This is a genomic window from Roseibium sp., assembly GCF_051016195.1.
Lineage (GTDB): Bacteria > Pseudomonadota > Alphaproteobacteria > Rhizobiales > Stappiaceae > Roseibium.
In genome coordinates this window covers 2,700,930-2,717,484 of record NZ_CP134616.1, presented here as the reverse complement: position 1 = coordinate 2,717,484, position 16,555 = coordinate 2,700,930, and the positions used below count along the sequence as shown (strand labels likewise).

Genomic DNA, 16,555 nt, shown 5'->3' with positions numbered 1-16,555 from the left:
GACGTTCATCAAACCGGCTGTTCGCGCGGTTGCACGGAGCGGTTCCCTTTCCTCCGGTTTGTCATCCCTGCGCAGGCAGGGATCCAGCGTGCTTCGGTCTAAGCCATCGTCGTTGCATGAGCCGTTTCCGGCCACTGGATCCCGGCCGTCCACTGTGGCACGACCGGGAGGGCATTTCGGAGAATTTAAATGTGACTGTATCTTTGCTCTTGCCTCAATGCTCCACGCGGAAATGGAACGACTTCGGCCGTGTCAGATTGTGGAAGCCGATCTCCGAAAGCGCGGCGCCCTTGCCGGTTTCCTTGACGCCGGTCCAGACCAGGGCCGGGTCAAGATAGTCGCAGCGGTTCATGAAAACCGTGCCGGTCTCGATCCTGTCGCCGATCTGCGCGGCAGCGGCAACATCCTCGGTCCAGATCGACGCGGTCAGGCCGTAAGGGCTGTCGTTCATGAACTGCAGCGCTTCCTCGTCGTCCTTCACCTTCATGATGCCGACGACAGGCCCGAAGCTCTCTTCGCGCATGACCGACATCTGGTGGTTCACATCGGTCAGCACCTGCGGTGCCAGATAGGGCGTGCCGTCCTTGTTTTCCGAAAACGCGGTCACGTCGATGTGTGCCTTTGCGCCCTTGCGCAGCGCTTCATCGGTCTGCTCGCGCACCCAGGCCGCGAACCGGGCCTGCGCCATCGGGCCCAGCGTCGTCGCCTCATCCAGCGGGTTGCCGAGCTGATACTGCTTCGTCAGATCGACAAACCCGTCCACGAACCTGTCGAACTGGCTCTCGTGCACGTAAACGCGTTCGATACCGCAGCAGCACTGCCCGGCATTGTAGAATGCGCCGTCGACGAGATTTCCGATGGCATAATCCAGATCGGCGTCGGCGCGCACATAGGCCGGGTCCTTGCCGCCAAGCTCAAGACCAAGCGTTGCGAACGTCCCCGCCAGCGCCTTTTCGATTGCCCGGCCACCGGCAACGGAACCGGTGAAATTGACATGATCGATCAGACCGGACCCGAGCAGTTTTTCGGTGCCTGAATGCGTCAGCACGATATTCTGAAAAACCCCCTTGGGCAGACCCGCCGTTTCAAAGGCCTGTGCAAGGCGCTCACCGACCAGCAGCGTCTGTGCGGCATGCTTGAGCACCACGGCATTTCCTGCCATCAGGGCGGGCATGATCGTGTTGATGGCCGTCATGAACGGATAGTTCCAGGGCGCGATCACCATGACGATGCCGAGCGGCACCCGCCGCAGGTAACGCTTGAAGCCCGGTTTGTCGGTCCGCTCGATATCAGCCAGCGCATCCGCTGCGATGGAGGCGCAATATTCGGTGCGCTCGATCGTGCCGCCGAGTTCACCGCCATAGCGGACGGGCCGGCCCATTTGCCGGGCAAGTTCCGGAACGACCTCGTCGTTCATCGCCTTCAGCGCATCGAGTGCCTTCAAGCACAGGGCAACGCGTTCGGCAATCGGGGTTGCCGCCCAACCGGCCTGAGCGCTTCGGGCAGCCGACACGACCTTTTCAACGGCGACCTCGTCCAGCGCAGGACGCTCTGCATAAACCGACCCGTCAACGGGCGAGACCAGCTTGATCACATCTGACATTGTTGCCTCACTACATCCTCTTTGCGAGGTTTCTCCGATTACGTTGCTTTTGAAAGCGCCCTCATCCCGAGGCGAACCTGCAGGTTCGTCTCGAAGGACGGGTCTCTTGTCCGGACCCTGCCTCCCATCCTTCGAGACAGCGCTTGCGCGCTTCCTCAGGATGAAGGGTGGTAGCGCAGGGCACCCTCCGTATTCCTAGGCCCGTTCGAAACCCCGGGCGATTTCGTAGTCCGTGACGGCCCGGTCGAACTCCTCGATTTCCCATTCCGCCGCGCGCGCATAGTGGTCGATCACTCCATCGGAAAAAGCCTCGCGCAGGAACTTCGACTTGCGCAGCGTTTCGCGCGCATCCCGCAGGGTATGCGGGATCTCCTTGGCCCTGCGGTTCTCGTAGACGTCGCCTGTGGTCGGCGGATCGAGCGGGAGTTTTTCTTCCAGTCCCTTGATACCCGCTGCGATCAGTGCGGCGAGCGCGAGATGGGGATTGAGGTCCGATCCGCCGATCCGGCACTCGACCCGGAGCGCCTTTGTGCCTTCACCGCATAAACGGAAACCGGCCGTCCGGTTGTCCACCGACCAGACTGTCTTGGTCGGCGCGAACGTACCCTTCTGGAACCGCTTGTAACTGTTGATGTAGGGCGCGAGGAAATAGGTGTAATCCGGAGCGTATTTGATCAGGCCTGCAAGATAGTGGCGCATCATGTCCGACATGCCGAGTTCCGCCTTGTCGTCGCAGAAGACATTGTTGCCTTTCTTGTCGAACAGCGAGTGGTGCACGTGAGATGACGAGCCGACCTTGTCGCTGCGCCACTTGGCAAGGAAGGACACGGACCGTCCCTTCGCCCAGGCTATCTCCTTGACCGCATGTTTGGCGATGGTGTGATACTCGGCCGTGTCGAGCGCCGGTGCATATTTGATGTTGAGCTCTTCCTGCCCGGTTTCAGCTTCTCCCTTGGTGTTCTCCACCGGGATTCCCGCGCCGAAGAGACCGTTGCGAACCGGACGCAACACGTCCTCCTCCTTGGTTGTCTGCAGGATGTGATAGTCCTCATTGTAGCCGGAAATCGGCTCGAGATCGCGGAAGCCTTCCTTGCGGATCTCATCGAAACTCTTCTCGAACAGAAAGAATTCCAGCTCGGTTGCCATGATCGGCGTCAGCCCCATGTCGGCAAGCCGGGCAACCTGGGCCTTCAGCATCGCGCGCGGCGAATGCGGCACGTCCTCGTGCGTGTGATGATCCTGGACATCGCACATCACCATGGCGGTGGCTTCGAGCCAGGGAACCCTGCGGATGCTCGACAGGTCCGGCTTCATCACGTAGTCGCCATAGCCGCCCGACCAGCTCGTCGACGCATAGCCCTCGACCGTGTACATCTCGATATCGGTTGCCAGCAGGTAGTTGCAGCAATGTGTCTCGTCATAGGCGGTGTCGACGAAATGCTGGGCGTGGAAGCGCTTGCCCATCAACCGTCCCTGCATGTCGACAATACACGCAAGCACCGTGTCGATCTCGCCGGATGAGACCAGCGTCTTCAGTGCGTCAAAGGTCAGGTTGCCAGGCATGTTTGGTGTTCCGCAAGTTCATGTTTTCAGGTCATCGGCAATGAATTTGACAGTCCCGGGGAACCTATCCCCGGGACTGATCGTTTGGGACCTCAACCGAAGTTGTAAGGAGGTCCAGCCTGGTTGATCACGGAGTTGTATTCCTCAAAGATCGAGATGATCTTGGCCTGCAACTCGCCTTCTGCTGCGATCTCTTTCCAGAAATCCTTCGCGGCGTTTTCAACCTCGGCCCATTCGGCCGCCGGAACGGTGCGAAGTTGCAGCTTGTCACCTGTTGCACGAAGACGGGCTTCACCACCCCAGTACCACTGGTTCCGGTATGTGTGACCGGCTTCGGTGGCTGCCAGCACCAGCTGCTTCAAGTGGTCCGGCAGGTCAGCCCAGCGCTTCTGGTTGACGAACCAGGAACCGATCCAGGCACCGGAAATGTTGTTGGTCAGGAAGTAGTCCGTCACGTCTGCCCAACCGACCGTGTAGTCTTCCGTGATACCGGACCATGCCATCCCGTCGAGTTCGCCGGTCTGGACTGCAACCTCGGCATCCTCATAGGGGATGGAAACCGGCACAACGCCGAACTTGGACAGGAAGCGGCCAGCCGTCGGGAAGGTATAGAGCTTGAGCCCCTCGAGATCCGCGACCGACTTGATTTCCTTCTTGGTGTTGAAGTTGCAGGGATCCTGACCCGCAGCGGAAATCCACGAAACGCCAACCTTTTCGTATTCCGACCGCCAGATGTCGGCGAGACCGTACTGGTTGAACAGCACAGGCACGTCCAGGATGTGCTTCGTCGCGAACGGGAAGTACCCGCCGAATTGACGCAACGGGGTGGGCGATGCCATGGAATCGTCATCGGAGTGAACGGCATCGATGGTGCCGCGCTGGAGGGCCTGGAACAATTCGCCCGTCGGAACGATCTGGTCAGCATAGAACAGTTCGATCTGCAACTCGCCATTGGAGGCGTTGTTGACGTAGTCGACCATTGGCTTCGTCACGTGCTCACCAAGCGCACCGCCCGCATAGGTCTGCAGACGCCACTTGATCGGCTCCTGCGCCAGCACCGCAGGCGCAGCCAGCGTCGTGGCTCCCGCAGCAGCTGCTGTTCCCAAACCTGCATTCTTCAGAAAATTACGTCTGTTAGTCATCTCATGTTCCCCTTTTTGAGTTTACAATCCATGCGGCCGGACCTTTCAGATCCGCTTGATACCGCTGCCAACAATCCGTTTCCTCCGGATCTTATCCTTATTGTCCAGTTTCCCGTTTTCATTTTCCGTAGACCAGGTTTGGCAACCAAAGCGCGATCTGCGGGAAAAGCATGACCAGTGCCAGCGCCAGAACCATCACCAGGACGAATGGAGTGATCGAGCCGTAAATGTCCCGCAGAGTGATATCCTTTGGCGCCATTGCCCGCATCAGGAAGAGATTGTAACCGAACGGCGGTGTCATGTAGGCGATCTGGGTCGTGATCGTGTAGAGCACGCCATACCAGATCAGAATGTCTCCGCGCGGCATGCCGAGATCCAGAGAGCCCACAAGCGGCACATAGAGCGGGGCCACGATGACCAGCATTGCCGTATCGTCCAGGAATGTACCCATGACCAGGAACGACAGCTGCATCAGGATCAGAATCATCCAGGGTGACAGGCCAAGCTGTTCGGTGAACAGGTTCTCGATGGCTTTCACCGCACCGAGCCCGTCGAAGACAGCACCGAACCCGAGCGCTGCCAGGATGATCCACATGAACATGCAGGATATCCCGAGCGTATTCCTCAGGCACAGGATCAGGATATCCCACGTCATCCGCCGTTTGATGATCGACGCGAGCAACGCGGTGAGAGCACCGACCGCCGAAGCTTCAACAAGGCTGGTCTTTCCCATCACGAAGGGCACCATCATGACGGCAAAGATGAAGAGCGGCAAAAGACCGGCAAGCAGAAGGACGTATTTGTTTTCCCCGGACGCGTCGCGTTCTTCTTCCGATATTGCCGGACCGAGCTCCGGCTGGATGCGGCATCTGATCGCGATGTAGATAACAAACAGAGCTGCCATCATCAGTCCGGGCACGGCGCCCGCAAGCCAAAGCTGCCCGACGGGCGCCCTCGCGATCATGGCGTAAAGCACGAGCACGACCGAGGGCGGCACAAGGATCCCCAGCGACGACCCGGCCTGGATCACCCCCGTGACCATGCGCTTGTCGTATTTTCGTTTGAGCAGTTCCGGCAGCGCGATGGTCGCCCCGATAGCCATCCCGGCAACGGACAGACCGTTCATGGCCGAGATCAGCACCATCAGCAAGATCGTCCCGATCGCGAGGCCACCGTTGACCGGTCCCATCCAGACATGGAACATCTTGTAGAGATCGTCGGCGATCTTGGTTTCCGACAGCACGTAGCCCATGAATATGAACATCGGCAGGGTCAGCAGCGGATACCATTTCATCAGCTTCATCGCCGCCGAAAAAGGTATGTCGCCGCCGCCGGTCCCCCACAGGAGGATCGCAGCGATGGAAGCGATTCCACCAATCGCGCCGAACACCCGCTGACCTGTCAGCAGCATCAGCATCATCGACGAGAACATGAGAAGAGCGATCATCTCATACGACATCAGATCGTCTCTCCCTTGATGCGGGCGATATCCTTGAGGAACTCGGCAAACACCTGAAGAAGCATCAGGAAGAACCCGATGATCATGATCAGTTTGACAGGCCAGATATAAGGCCGCCACGCGGTCGGGCTCCGTTCAACGAACCCGAGCACCTCGTTTGCAGCACCGGGGCCGCCCGTCAGGAAAGCCAGGATCAGGTCCTTGTAGAAAGTGAACGGTTCCTGCGTGAAGTGGCCCAGTGAATAGGCAAAGGAATTCAACGCGCCGTAAAGAAGTACACCGAGATAGAACAGCAGAAGCAAAACGGTGAAGGCATCGAACCAGGCTTTTTTCTTGTCGCTCCACTCCGCATACAGGAGATCCATCCGGACATTCGATCCCAGCTGGATCGAATAGGGCCCGCCCAGGACGTAGTAAGCGACCATTGCGAACTGAGCGACTTCCAGGGTCCACAGAGACGGCGAGAAGAAGGTCTTGGACATGGAGGACCAGAGCAGAATTGCGGCCATCACGAAGACGCCCCACATGATGACCTTGCCCAGGCCGCGATTGAACCCGTCGACGATACGGACATAGACGCGCGCCGCCTTAAGCATCGGCGCCTCCCGTTGCAACGCATGCGTCTGCAGGCGCGCCGGCGTGCACCGCCTCGGCCAGCAGAGGCGCCAGGAGATCCGCCCAATGCGTTTCCTCGTCCGGTGTCGTGATCTCATCGTTCCGGATCTCGATCATCAGACAGGGCAGTTGCCGGTCTTCACCATGCCGGTGGATCGTGTAATAGACACCGTCAGAAGGCGCATAGGGCTCGTTGTCACCGACCGTCAGGTCGCCGTGCGTTTCCAGACCGGCCAGAACCGGCTCTGCAAGACTTCTGTCCTTGTCTGAAATCAGCCCGATCTCCCAGGGCCGGGCCTGCCCCTTGTAGACGGGTGTGAAAGAATGGACGGACACCACGGCGGTGGCGAGTCCGCGCTCTCGCCGCGCCCCTATCACCTCGTCGATCGCCTTGTGAAACGGGCGGTGGACAAGATCAAGACGGAAGGACCTTTCGGTTTCCGGCAAATTCCGGTTCCCGGAAATCTCCGTGGTCTCGCTCAAGCTTGGAATGAGGTCATCCCGGTCCTCGTCGCGATTGCAATCAATGATCAGACGCGAAATCGTGGTGTGCACCAGTGGTGAGTCGAGCCTGTCAGACAGCCCTTTCGCAACACCCAGCGCACCCGGATCCCAGGAGATATGTGCGGACTTTTCCGTTTCCGAAACTCCAAGGCACCGGTCGTAGGGAGGTGGGAAATAATTCGAGGCATGGTCGCAAACGAAGACGAACGCGCCTTCGCCTTCGGCGTTTTCAATTGCCACGGCCCCCATATTCACGCCGTTGTCAGGGCTTGCACCCATTCCCCGTTCCCCTTGAAAACCTGCTGATCAGGTTTGTAATGTTTATTACAGGATTGCCGCCTAAACTAATTTCTGTAATATTTGATACGAAGATTGGTGCCGCTGTCAAATGAAAATAACCATAAGCGGACAAAAGCAGGCCAGACCCATGGAACGCCCACTCCTGGAAGACATTCGAGACCGTCTCGACGAATTCACGGCTACCGAAAAAAAGGCGGCGCACGCGCTGATGGCAAACTATCCCGTCCAGGGTCTGGGGACCGTTGCGCAGTTTGCGGAAGCCGCAGGCGTCAGCTCACCGACCATTCTCCGTTTCATCGGCCGTCTCGGATTTCCAGGCTTTTCGGAATTCCAGAAAAAGCTTCGCAGCGAACTGGAAAGCCAGTTGAACTCACCGCTTGCCCGCAGTGCGACGCTTGAAGCTGCGCAAGACGGCGACCCCCATGTTTCTCAGCTCCTTGAGAACGTTCGGGAAACCTTCGAAAATCTCCCCAAGGGTGAACTGGATGGGCTGATCAGGCTTCTGTCGGACGAGAAGCGAACGATCCATCTGATCGGTGGCCGCTTCACCGACGGGCTCGCCCGCTACACGGCTGCACATCTCAGGATCGTGCGCTCAGGCGTCAATCACATTGCCGGCCAACAGGGAAACTGGCTGGATCAGCTGCTGGGTATGGGACCGCGCGACGTGGTCCTGATTTTCGACATTCGCCGCTACCAGACCGGGATCATCCAGTTTGCCGAGGCCGCCGCCAGGCAGGGGGCAACCGTGGCGCTGGTGACCGACAGCTGGATGTCGCCCGTTGGCCGCATCGCCAGCTTCGTACTGCCTGCACGGGTTGCGGTGCCCTCCCCCTGGGACTCCTCGCTTGCGCTGATGGCGATCTCCGAAATCCTGATCGCCGGTGTCACCCGCGAGAACCAACAGCGCGCCCAGGAACGGATGCGCGCACTGGAAACGTTGAGAAACGAGGTCGACCCGACAACGGAGAGCCGGTCGTCGGGGCCCGATATCTGACGCCCGGCGTGGACCGCGGCTTCAGCAAAAGTTGTCACCCGGGAGCGGTTTTTCACAACATTCGATGGGCTGACGCGACCCTTCAGGCGCGATTCACATATACTCGGCCTGCACGCTCGGCGATCAGCGCCGATTGCGGCATCGAACCGCCGCTTCGACGCTCCCGGAACCTCGATGCGGCAAGAGGGGGATGGAGCGATAGCTGCTCAAGACAACCCGAATCACCCCGTTTTCAGACCAGGTATCCGGTCTACGCCGCGGGCCTTTATCCTGAGCGGGCAAAATTTATTGGTTCAGGAAAAACAACACCCTGTGAAAGGAAGGTACTTTACCCTGCCAGGTGGAAAGCAGGAGCCGGGCGAGGATCTCGTCACGGCCCTGAAACGGGAGTGCAGGGAAGAGATCGGGGCGGATGTCTCTGTGTTGAAACTGCTGCATATCGCTGAAATATATCGGGAAAAGTCGGCCGGTGCGGAGCGCCAGCACCAGCTCGACTTCGTGTTCGAATGCAGTGTTCCGGAAGCATATGTTCCCGCACTTGGACCCGCGCCTGATCCGCACCAGATAGCGACGCGCTGGATAACCGATGAGGACGCGCGGCATCTGCGTCCGGTATATGTCACAAAACTGTTTTCACTTGGCTGTACGCGGGACGCCGAAGTCTATCTCGGACCATTCAATGACTAACGTGCCCAAAACCATCCGGGAAAATCTCCATTTTCTGTGCGCGGAGATTGACGGCCAACTGCTACAGCTTGAAGCGTTCTTCAAGACGCCGACCCTCACGCATGCCAGGCGCATTATGGACCGCGCGGGCTATGCGCATAATCTCAAGTCTCGCATCCACGCCGCCTGCATCCAGCATCTGTCGAATACAAAGACGGGCAATCGGAAGCACCTGACGCTTCGCAGCATGGAATTCATAGCGACCGATCTCCAACGCATTGCTAATCTCGCGCGTCTGTCGCTGAGCCACGTGGAACAGATCGATACGTTCGAGACGCTGGTGCCGGAACGTTATCCGGCCATGATCCGGCTTGTCCGCAAGGGTGTCGGCAAGATTGAAGCGGCACTTCTTGGCAATGACAGTGAACAGGCGATCGAGATCGGCGAACTGCAGAAGAAGATCGAGGGCGAATACCGGAAACTGTTCAAGATTTATACGCGGAACATGCGTGATCCCAAGCTCCGGCCTGCGGACATTGCGAACAGCCTTCTGGTCGCCAATGAATTTCAGAGAATGGGCGAGTCATTGAAGTCGATCGGCGAAGCCGTGATTTCCGCCAATATCGGCCAGGCCGTCAATCTTGAACGGTACTTTGCGCTGCAGAGCCTGACGTCTGATCTGAACACCAACGGCAGCGGACTAAAGATCGAAACGATGGCCGAAACCCGGTCGGGCAGCTCCATTTCCGCGATCAAGGACAGGAAAACGGAAGAAGTTGCCGCAGTGTTCAAGGACGGCGAAAAGAGCAAGGTGAAGGAAGAACGCGAAGGCGTCAAAAGCTGGCATGCAATTTACCCGGGGCTGGCGCCGAAGATCCTGTCCTATGAGAAGCGCGACCAATCGGCCGCCTTGTTGATCGAACATCTGCCGGGCATGACCTTTGAGCACATCTTCCTGAACGAGCCGGCCGAACACTGCGAAAGGGCGCTCGCCTGTCTCTCCCGGACATTGAAGGATGTCTGGAAACAGACGAAAACGAACAAGCCGGCCGAACTCGGCAGCATGCAGCAGCTCGGCAAGCGTCTGCCGGCGGTCCACCGGGTACATCCGGAATTCAAGGACACGCCGATCCGGTTTGCCGGGCAGAAACTTCTTTCGCTGGACAGTATCGTCGAAGAAGCCGCTCGGCGGGAAGTTGCGGTTTCCGCGCCCTTTTCCGTCTATATCCACGGCGATTTCAACGTCGACAACATCATCTACGACCAGGGCGAGAACCGTGTCCACTTCATCGACCTGCACCGGTCGCGCTACATGGACTACGTCCAGGACGTCTCGGTGTTCATGGTGTCGAATTACAGGTTGAAGGTCGTCGACCGCGAAACCCGTCATCGGATCATGCAGGCATCGTTGGCATTGTACAAATCGGCGAAGGCCTTTGCCCGCAAGCAGGGTGACGACACGTTCGAGTTTCGCCTTTCGCTCGGGCTGGCACGATCCTTCGCCAGTTCCACCCGTTTCATCTTTGACAAGCAGCACGCGCGGCGCATGTGGCTCAGGGCGCGCTATCTGATCGAACGAACCATCGCATGTCCGCCGGGTGAAGAAGCCAGGTTCCGGCTTCCCGTGAAGGAGATCTTCATTGACTGACCTGAAAATCGGCGTCATCGGGATCCCCGGAAAGTGGTCGACCGAAGTGCTCGCAGATGCACTGGAGGAAAGAACCGGCTTTCGGGCCGTGATCGACATGGGGGATGTTTCGCTCGATCTGGAGACGCGGACCCTGAAGGCTGCAGACCGGAACCTTTGCGATCTCGATGGACTGGTGATCAAGAAGATCAGCCAGGAGTATAGTCCGGCCACCCTCGACCGGATTGAAATGTTGCGCATTGCCGAAAGCGCGGGTGTCAGGGTGTTTTCCAGAACCACTTCGATCCTGAGGCTGGTCAACCGCCTGAGCTGCACCGTCACCCTGGCCAATGCGGGCATCCGGATGCCGGCCACCTGCGTGACGGAAAGCGAAACGGAGGCCTTCGCGGCGGTTCAGCGTTTTGGCAGTGCCGTGTTCAAGCCGCTGTTCTCGACAAAGGCACGCGGCATGACGCTGATGGACGCCGCTTCGGGAGAAGACGCGCTCAAGAGCAGCATCTCGGCTTTCAGGGCCGAAAACCCGGTGATGTATCTCCAGGAAAAGGTCAACCTTTCCGGGCGGGACCTGGGCATGGTGTTCCTGGGCGGGAAATACCTCGGCACCTACGCCCGGGTCGCCCAGACGGATAGCTGGAACACGACAATCCTTCACGGCGGAAAATACGAACCCTTCCACGCGGATGAAGATCTGATCGGCCTCGCCAGGCGTGCCCAGGCTCCTTTCGGGCTCGACTTCACCACAGTCGATATCGGTCTGACGGACAACGGCCCCATCGTCTTCGAGGTCTCCGCGTTCGGCGGCTTCAGGGGCGCGCTTGAAGGTGCATCGATTGATGCAGCAAGCCTTTACGCCGAACACGTGATTGCGAAGGTGCTCCGATGAGCGGGATCTCGGTGCAAGATGTCGTTGATGCGCTCAAGCCCGAGCTTGCGACAAGGGCGTCAGATCCCGTCTGCCTCAGTGTCGGTGGGTTTGTGATCGAAGTCCGGTGTACCTCACCGGCACTTCTGGCTGAACTCCTCAGGTACTTTCAGCACGTCATCACCGAGCCGGCGGATCCGGACCTTACGATCCATGTCCTGAGTGAGGCGGAGCTTCCTTTTGACGTCGAGTTTGCCGACTGGGCGCGCGAGCCCGGCAAGACGGGGCGCAAGGACGCGATTGCCGATCTCGCCGATGGACGCCTGGTCCTCAAAATCCGCACCGGCGTGCAGTTCCTTCAATCGCTCGCCTGGGCGGTCGCTTTCGGGCCGACCGGGGATTATCCCAACCAGGTCATCAACTTCATCAACACCCAGATCCTCAACAGGTTTCAGCGCGAGGACTGGGTTGCCTGTCACGCTGCCGCTGTCCGGACAGCCGGCAAAGGTTTGGCGATTTCGGGCCTGTCCGGCGGCGGCAAGTCGACGACAATGCTGCGGCTGATGGAAGTGGCAGGCACCCAATACGTGACCAATGACCGGCTGCTCGTTCGCAGAGCGGAAACCGGCACCCAGGCGCTCGGCATCCCGAAGCTACCGCGCATCAATCCGGGCACGATCGTCACCAATTCCCGCCTCGCAGGGCTCATCGACGAGGAGCGCGAAGAAGAACTCAGGAACATGGAGCGGGACGAACTCTGGCATCTGGAGGAAAAATACGACCTCTTCATCGATGACATATACGGGCCGGGCCGCATTTCACACGATGCGCGGATCACCGATTTCTGGGTCCTGAACTGGTCGCGCGACAGCCACAAACCGACCGCGGTTGACAAGGTCGACCTCCCGGAGAGAAGGGACCTTCTTTCCGCCATCATGAAGAGCCCGGGACCGTTTTATCAAACGAAGGAAGGCCCGTTCTGGACCGACAAAACGCCTCTGGACGCGAGCGCATACATCGCGGCACTGGACGGTGTCCAGACCTGGGAGATCACCGGACAGATCGATTTCGACGTGCTGTTTGACGCCGGCACAGAGCTTCTGGGCGGTCATAAATGAGCGAACGCTTTGCCATCCTGCTGCGCCACGGCGCCTATCATCAAAAGCCCGGTGCGCCGAGCGCCCTCCAGCCCTATGGCCTGACGGAAACGGGATTGAGGCAGGCAGCGGCAACTGCAAAGGAGCTCGCCGGTTTGGCTGAAGCCGAAGGTTGGCGCTTTGATCCGGTGATTGTTTGCTCGCGCCAGCAACGGGCCTGGCAGACGGCGGCAACTCTGGCGGCCGAACTGGCTGCTGCCGCCGGCCATCCCTTCCAAACTCTTGAAGATGAAACGCTCGCAGAGCGCAGTGTCGGTGCCTTTGCCAACCTGACGGCTTCCGAGATCGAGGACATCCTGGCGCAGGACCCCAGATATGGAAGGCCGCCGGAAAACTGGAAATCCGACAGCCACTACACTCTACCGGCGCAAGGTGCGGAAAGCCTGATGGAGGCTGGGGCTCGCGTTGCCGATTGCCTGTCGTTGCACATGGACAGGTTATCCGAAGCGTCCGGACCGAATGCCCGGATCTTTGTCGGGCACGGTGCATCCCTGCGGCACGCTGCACATCATCTCGGCGTTCTGGAATTTGAGGATATTCGCCGCCTCAGCATGCATCACGCCAGACCCGTTGTGCTGAAACGCACCCAAGAGGGAACCTGGCATCACCACTGCGGCAGCTGGAAACAACGCCAGCTGCTTGATACCGCTCTCGACTGACGTGAACGCTGGACACCAGATATGACCAACAGTCCTCCGATACCGCTCCTCCCGCCGATCGCGCCTGGCACGGCCGTAGATCTCGGCATCCCGGAAAGCTGCATTCCCTGGCCCCTGGATGCCAATCCGGGCCGCGTGGTTGCAGACGGCCGCAATCCTGATCTTGCCAACAGCCTCACGAAGGTGAACGCGCTTGGTCCCTGGGACTGGCCGGACAAGCCGGTCGTGTTCATATCGGACCTGCACGCCGACGCGGAAAGCCTGCTCAGATCCCTTGTCGCCGCGCGCGTGATTTTGCGCAGCGGCCCGAACCTGAATGACTTCAAATTGACGACTTTCGGCAGAAGCTGTCAGATCATCATCGGTGGTGACTGTCTCGACAAGGGGCCGAGCAATCTTGAACTGCTGGACTGCCTTGCAGCGCTGATAAAAGCCGGGCCGGACGTCGTGCTGCTGGCCGGCAATCACGATCTCCGCCTTTACCTCGGGCTGCAATCCCTCACGGTCAAACGGGGTTCGCTCAACGCCCACATGTTCGTGCGCATGGGCAAGAAGGTTCTGCCGCTGTTGCGGGAGGTCTTTGACAGGCATGTCGACTGGGAGAGGCTGGAACCCGGGTTGCCGGACGAGAGGACGTGCCTTCGGCTCATGATCCCGGGCAAGAAGTGGACGAAGAACTTTCCCGCGATGGCCGGTCGCTATCTGAACGAGGCAGCAGTCCGCAAGGAAATGCGCCGCTTGAAGAAAAAGACCGAGAAATTCGCCGACCACGCCGGGGAAGCCGGCCTCTCAATCCGCCAGCTCTACGCTGCCGCCCTGACATGCCGCGATCTTTTCATTGATCCGGCCGGTCCTTACGCCTGGTTTTTTCAGAGCATGAAAGCGGTCCATCAAAGCGGGTCCCTGCTCTTCGTGCACGCCGGGATAGACGACAGCATGGCGGCCCTGATTTCCGGGAAAGGCATCGCGCATGTGAACCGGCGCTTTCGCAGGGAAAGCAGGAAGGATCCGTTTGTTTTCTATTCCGGAACGGTCGCCAACCTGATGCGCACCAAGTACCGGGACATCGATCATCCGCTGACGGAACGGGGTGTTGAGAACCTTCACCTTGCCGGGGTGAAGATGCTGGTCCACGGACACGTCAACCGTCACCGGGGTCAGGAACTCAAGACAAAGCAAGGCCTGCTGCATCTGGAAGCCGACGTTACCCTTGACCGGCATTCAAGAAGGTCAGAAGGTCTGCACGGTATTGGAACGGGAGCAACGATCATTCATCCGGATGGCAACATCATCGGCATCAGCTGTGATTACCCGCATGCCAAGCTTTTCGACCCGCACCGGTTCCTCAAGCAACACGGACTGACCTGATGATGGAACGAAAGGGCCGTTTCCGGCATCAATCCCTGCAGGACAAAAAGTCCATCCTGAAAATGCTGGACGCGCTGAAACGCGGCATTTCCAAGGGCGAGATCGAGTTTGGCGACGATACGGGCGACATCACCCTGGAACCGCACGGCCTGATGAACCTGCGCGTCACCGCCACGAACGAGGACGGTCAGTCCCGGCTGGACATGCGTATAAGCTGGACGAACGACATCCAGGAGAAGAAAGACGGCGGCAAACTCAAGGTGAAGGGCGGGTAGTTGCACCCGCCCGACAATTCTTACCTCAAGGGGCGTTGCCCGAATGAGGGCGTCGAGCGGTCCATACGGTCCAGATTGATGATCGTCGACAGCATGATCCGGTCCTGGCTCCAGTCCGCGGGCTTCTGGATGGATAACGCGGACAGGAACACGATCGCGACCATCGGCAGGACGGCCAGGCAGACCAAACTCCAATGCGGTTGCATCCGGTCCTTTTCCAACAAGGCCTCGACCCGGCGCCGGAGTTTCTGCGCGGGCGATCTGCGCAGGAACCGGTCCTGCACCTCGATCAGCGCAACAGCGGCGACGTTGCCGACCTTGTCCTTGGCCGCAAGGCTCTGACGGCGTCTCAGCCCGGCCTGTGCCGCGCGCAGCAGGCACATGCAGTAGGATCTCAGATCGACACCCGCCGCGTCGGTCACCTTCTGGTCGCAGGCAAGCTCGCGAAGGCGCTCGACCTCCGACTTCCAGATATAGAAGAACGGGTTCCAGAAGAAGAACGGCCTGAGGAATTCCAGTCCGATTTCCCAGGTGACGTCGCCCTGGCGCAGATGCTGAAACTCGTGCTTGAGAACGAATTTCAGGTCATCCGGCTTCGCAAGAAGCTCCGACGGGATCACCACGTAGTGACGTGTCAGACCTCTTGCGGAAAACGGCACGAGCGCATGATCGGACAAGAGCAAGTGCAGGCGGCCGGACCGGCGCCACGAGTGGCACCCGGACAGCATCCGCTTGAGACGCACGACGCTGATGCCCAGACGCGCGCCGAAAAACGCAAAACCCGCCAACAGGAACATACCGACCGCCAACCCGGCACCAGGTGCGAGGGAAACGATGTTTTCCGTTACGCGACTTCGAAGACCGAGCAGCGATTGAAAGTCTTCCGCCGGGATTGCAATGCCGCCGCGCAGGTATTGCGATACGGCATAGTCCGCCAGGTTGAGCGTCCCGGCGACCGGGACGACCTTTGCTACCTGCATGTGTTGATAGACCGCCACCACGAGCGGTGACAGCACCATGACCGCAAACAGGCCATTCAGAATTGCCAGCTGATAGTTGAAGGCCAGTTTTCTGCCGAACCGGTTCAATGCCAACTTTGCGGCGAGCCAGATGATGGCCGTAAGGGCCAGCGTTATGTTCAGATCGACATAAATATCGAATATCTGGTTAAGTAGCGTCATCTGTCCTCCTCCTGTCCAGTAACGCTCTCATTTCCTCCAGATCGTCGTCCGAGAGTTCGTATTCGTCGACCAGCCGGGCCACGAGTGACGCAGGCGTGCCGTCGAACAGTTTTTCAGAAAGATTTCTCAGGGAACGGGACTGGTAGGTGTCCTTGGTCAGCCGGGGGGTATAGATGAATGTTTTGCCTTCTTTCCGGCTGTCCACGAAGCCTTTTTCATCCAGGATCCGCATGATGGTTGCACAGGACGTATAGGCAAGTTGTCTGTCCGAAGGCAGCGACGCGAGAATATCCCGCACGGAGCCTTCGCCGAGCTTCCAGAGTTCGGTCATGAACTCCAGTTCAACTTCGGTCAGAAACTCGTTGCTTTTACGCTTTCTCATTACAGCCCTGTGCCGATTGAGGATTGGATGTGGCTCAGGCCATGCCCCAAAAGATCTTTATGATGATTTGATTGCATGCCCCTGCGCCTATTCATGCACGATTGCTTCGAAATTACTATCGCTTTGGCCGGTCCCGTCCGTTTTCTTCTGCTGGCAGGGGCCGCGCATCCGCTC

The 16,555-nt window shown here is 58.9% G+C and carries 16 protein-coding genes; 8 read left to right on the top strand and 8 right to left on the bottom strand.

What is annotated here, in order from left to right:
- Positions 1-214: 214 nt before the first annotated feature.
- From RDA78_RS12570 to RDA78_RS12545, 6 genes are all read right to left on the bottom strand, one after another.
- Positions 215-1,603, bottom strand: a complete 1,389-nt coding sequence (locus RDA78_RS12570; RefSeq protein WP_434055645.1) for an aldehyde dehydrogenase family protein — start codon at positions 1,601-1,603, stop codon at positions 215-217.
- A gap of 195 nt (positions 1,604-1,798) precedes the next feature.
- Positions 1,799-3,166 carry a glutamine synthetase family protein gene (locus RDA78_RS12565; protein WP_434055644.1) on the bottom strand — a complete coding sequence of 456 codons (1,368 nt, stop codon included), beginning with the start codon at positions 3,164-3,166 and terminating at the stop codon, positions 1,799-1,801.
- Positions 3,167-3,258: 92 nt separating this feature from the next.
- Positions 3,259-4,308, bottom strand: coding sequence for a TRAP transporter substrate-binding protein (locus tag RDA78_RS12560; protein WP_434055643.1), 1,050 nt, complete (start codon positions 4,306-4,308; stop codon positions 3,259-3,261).
- Positions 4,309-4,426: 118 nt separating this feature from the next.
- Positions 4,427-5,767, bottom strand: coding sequence for a TRAP transporter large permease (locus RDA78_RS12555; RefSeq protein ID WP_434055642.1), 1,341 nt, complete (start codon positions 5,765-5,767; stop codon positions 4,427-4,429).
- On the bottom strand, positions 5,767-6,363 hold the full coding sequence (locus RDA78_RS12550; RefSeq protein ID WP_434055641.1) for a TRAP transporter small permease subunit: 597 nt from the start codon (positions 6,361-6,363) through the stop codon (positions 5,767-5,769). Before RDA78_RS12550 ends, RDA78_RS12555 begins: the two co-directional genes overlap by 1 nt.
- Positions 6,356-7,165: an N-formylglutamate amidohydrolase gene (locus tag RDA78_RS12545; protein WP_434055640.1), complete on the bottom strand. Its 810-nt coding sequence runs from the start codon at positions 7,163-7,165 to the stop codon at positions 6,356-6,358. The genes RDA78_RS12550 and RDA78_RS12545 overlap by 8 nt, the downstream gene beginning before the upstream one ends.
- Positions 7,166-7,313: 148 nt before the next feature.
- Between RDA78_RS12545 and RDA78_RS12540 the strand changes: the two genes are divergently transcribed.
- The 8 genes from RDA78_RS12540 (at position 7,314) to RDA78_RS12505 (ending at position 14,818) form a co-directional block, all read left to right on the top strand.
- Complete coding sequence (locus RDA78_RS12540; RefSeq protein WP_434055639.1) at positions 7,314-8,183, top strand: MurR/RpiR family transcriptional regulator; 870 nt, start codon at positions 7,314-7,316, stop codon at positions 8,181-8,183.
- A gap of 312 nt (positions 8,184-8,495) precedes the next feature.
- Complete coding sequence (locus RDA78_RS12535) at positions 8,496-8,870, top strand: NUDIX domain-containing protein (RefSeq protein ID WP_434055638.1); 375 nt, start codon at positions 8,496-8,498, stop codon at positions 8,868-8,870.
- Positions 8,863-10,497: a phosphotransferase gene (locus RDA78_RS12530; protein WP_434055637.1), complete on the top strand. Its 1,635-nt coding sequence runs from the start codon at positions 8,863-8,865 to the stop codon at positions 10,495-10,497. The genes RDA78_RS12535 and RDA78_RS12530 overlap by 8 nt, the downstream gene beginning before the upstream one ends.
- Positions 10,490-11,380 (top strand): GAK system ATP-grasp enzyme, encoded by an 891-nt coding sequence (locus RDA78_RS12525; RefSeq protein ID WP_434055636.1) that lies wholly within the window; start codon positions 10,490-10,492, stop codon positions 11,378-11,380. The genes RDA78_RS12530 and RDA78_RS12525 overlap by 8 nt, the downstream gene beginning before the upstream one ends.
- The gene (locus RDA78_RS12520) at positions 11,377-12,477 is read left to right on the top strand and encodes an HprK-related kinase B (RefSeq protein WP_434055635.1); all 1,101 of its coding nucleotides are present in this window, start codon (positions 11,377-11,379) and stop codon (positions 12,475-12,477) included. Before RDA78_RS12525 ends, RDA78_RS12520 begins: the two co-directional genes overlap by 4 nt.
- Positions 12,474-13,175 carry a histidine phosphatase family protein gene (locus RDA78_RS12515; protein WP_434055634.1) on the top strand — a complete coding sequence of 234 codons (702 nt, stop codon included), beginning with the start codon at positions 12,474-12,476 and terminating at the stop codon, positions 13,173-13,175. The genes RDA78_RS12520 and RDA78_RS12515 overlap by 4 nt, the downstream gene beginning before the upstream one ends.
- Positions 13,176-13,196: 21 nt before the next feature.
- Positions 13,197-14,543, top strand: a complete 1,347-nt coding sequence (locus RDA78_RS12510; protein WP_434055633.1) for a metallophosphoesterase — start codon at positions 13,197-13,199, stop codon at positions 14,541-14,543.
- Positions 14,543-14,818, top strand: a complete 276-nt coding sequence (locus tag RDA78_RS12505; RefSeq protein WP_434055632.1) for an amphi-Trp domain-containing protein — start codon at positions 14,543-14,545, stop codon at positions 14,816-14,818. Before RDA78_RS12510 ends, RDA78_RS12505 begins: the two co-directional genes overlap by 1 nt.
- A gap of 20 nt (positions 14,819-14,838) precedes the next feature.
- On the opposite strand, the gene RDA78_RS12500 is transcribed toward RDA78_RS12505, so the two are convergent.
- Together RDA78_RS12500 and RDA78_RS12495 are read right to left on the bottom strand one after the other, a co-directional pair.
- Positions 14,839-15,999, bottom strand: coding sequence for a M56 family metallopeptidase (locus RDA78_RS12500; RefSeq protein WP_434055631.1), 1,161 nt, complete (start codon positions 15,997-15,999; stop codon positions 14,839-14,841).
- Positions 15,986-16,381: a BlaI/MecI/CopY family transcriptional regulator gene (locus tag RDA78_RS12495; protein ID WP_434055630.1), complete on the bottom strand. Its 396-nt coding sequence runs from the start codon at positions 16,379-16,381 to the stop codon at positions 15,986-15,988. Before RDA78_RS12495 ends, RDA78_RS12500 begins: the two co-directional genes overlap by 14 nt.
- Between the last annotated feature and the right edge of the window lie 174 nt (positions 16,382-16,555).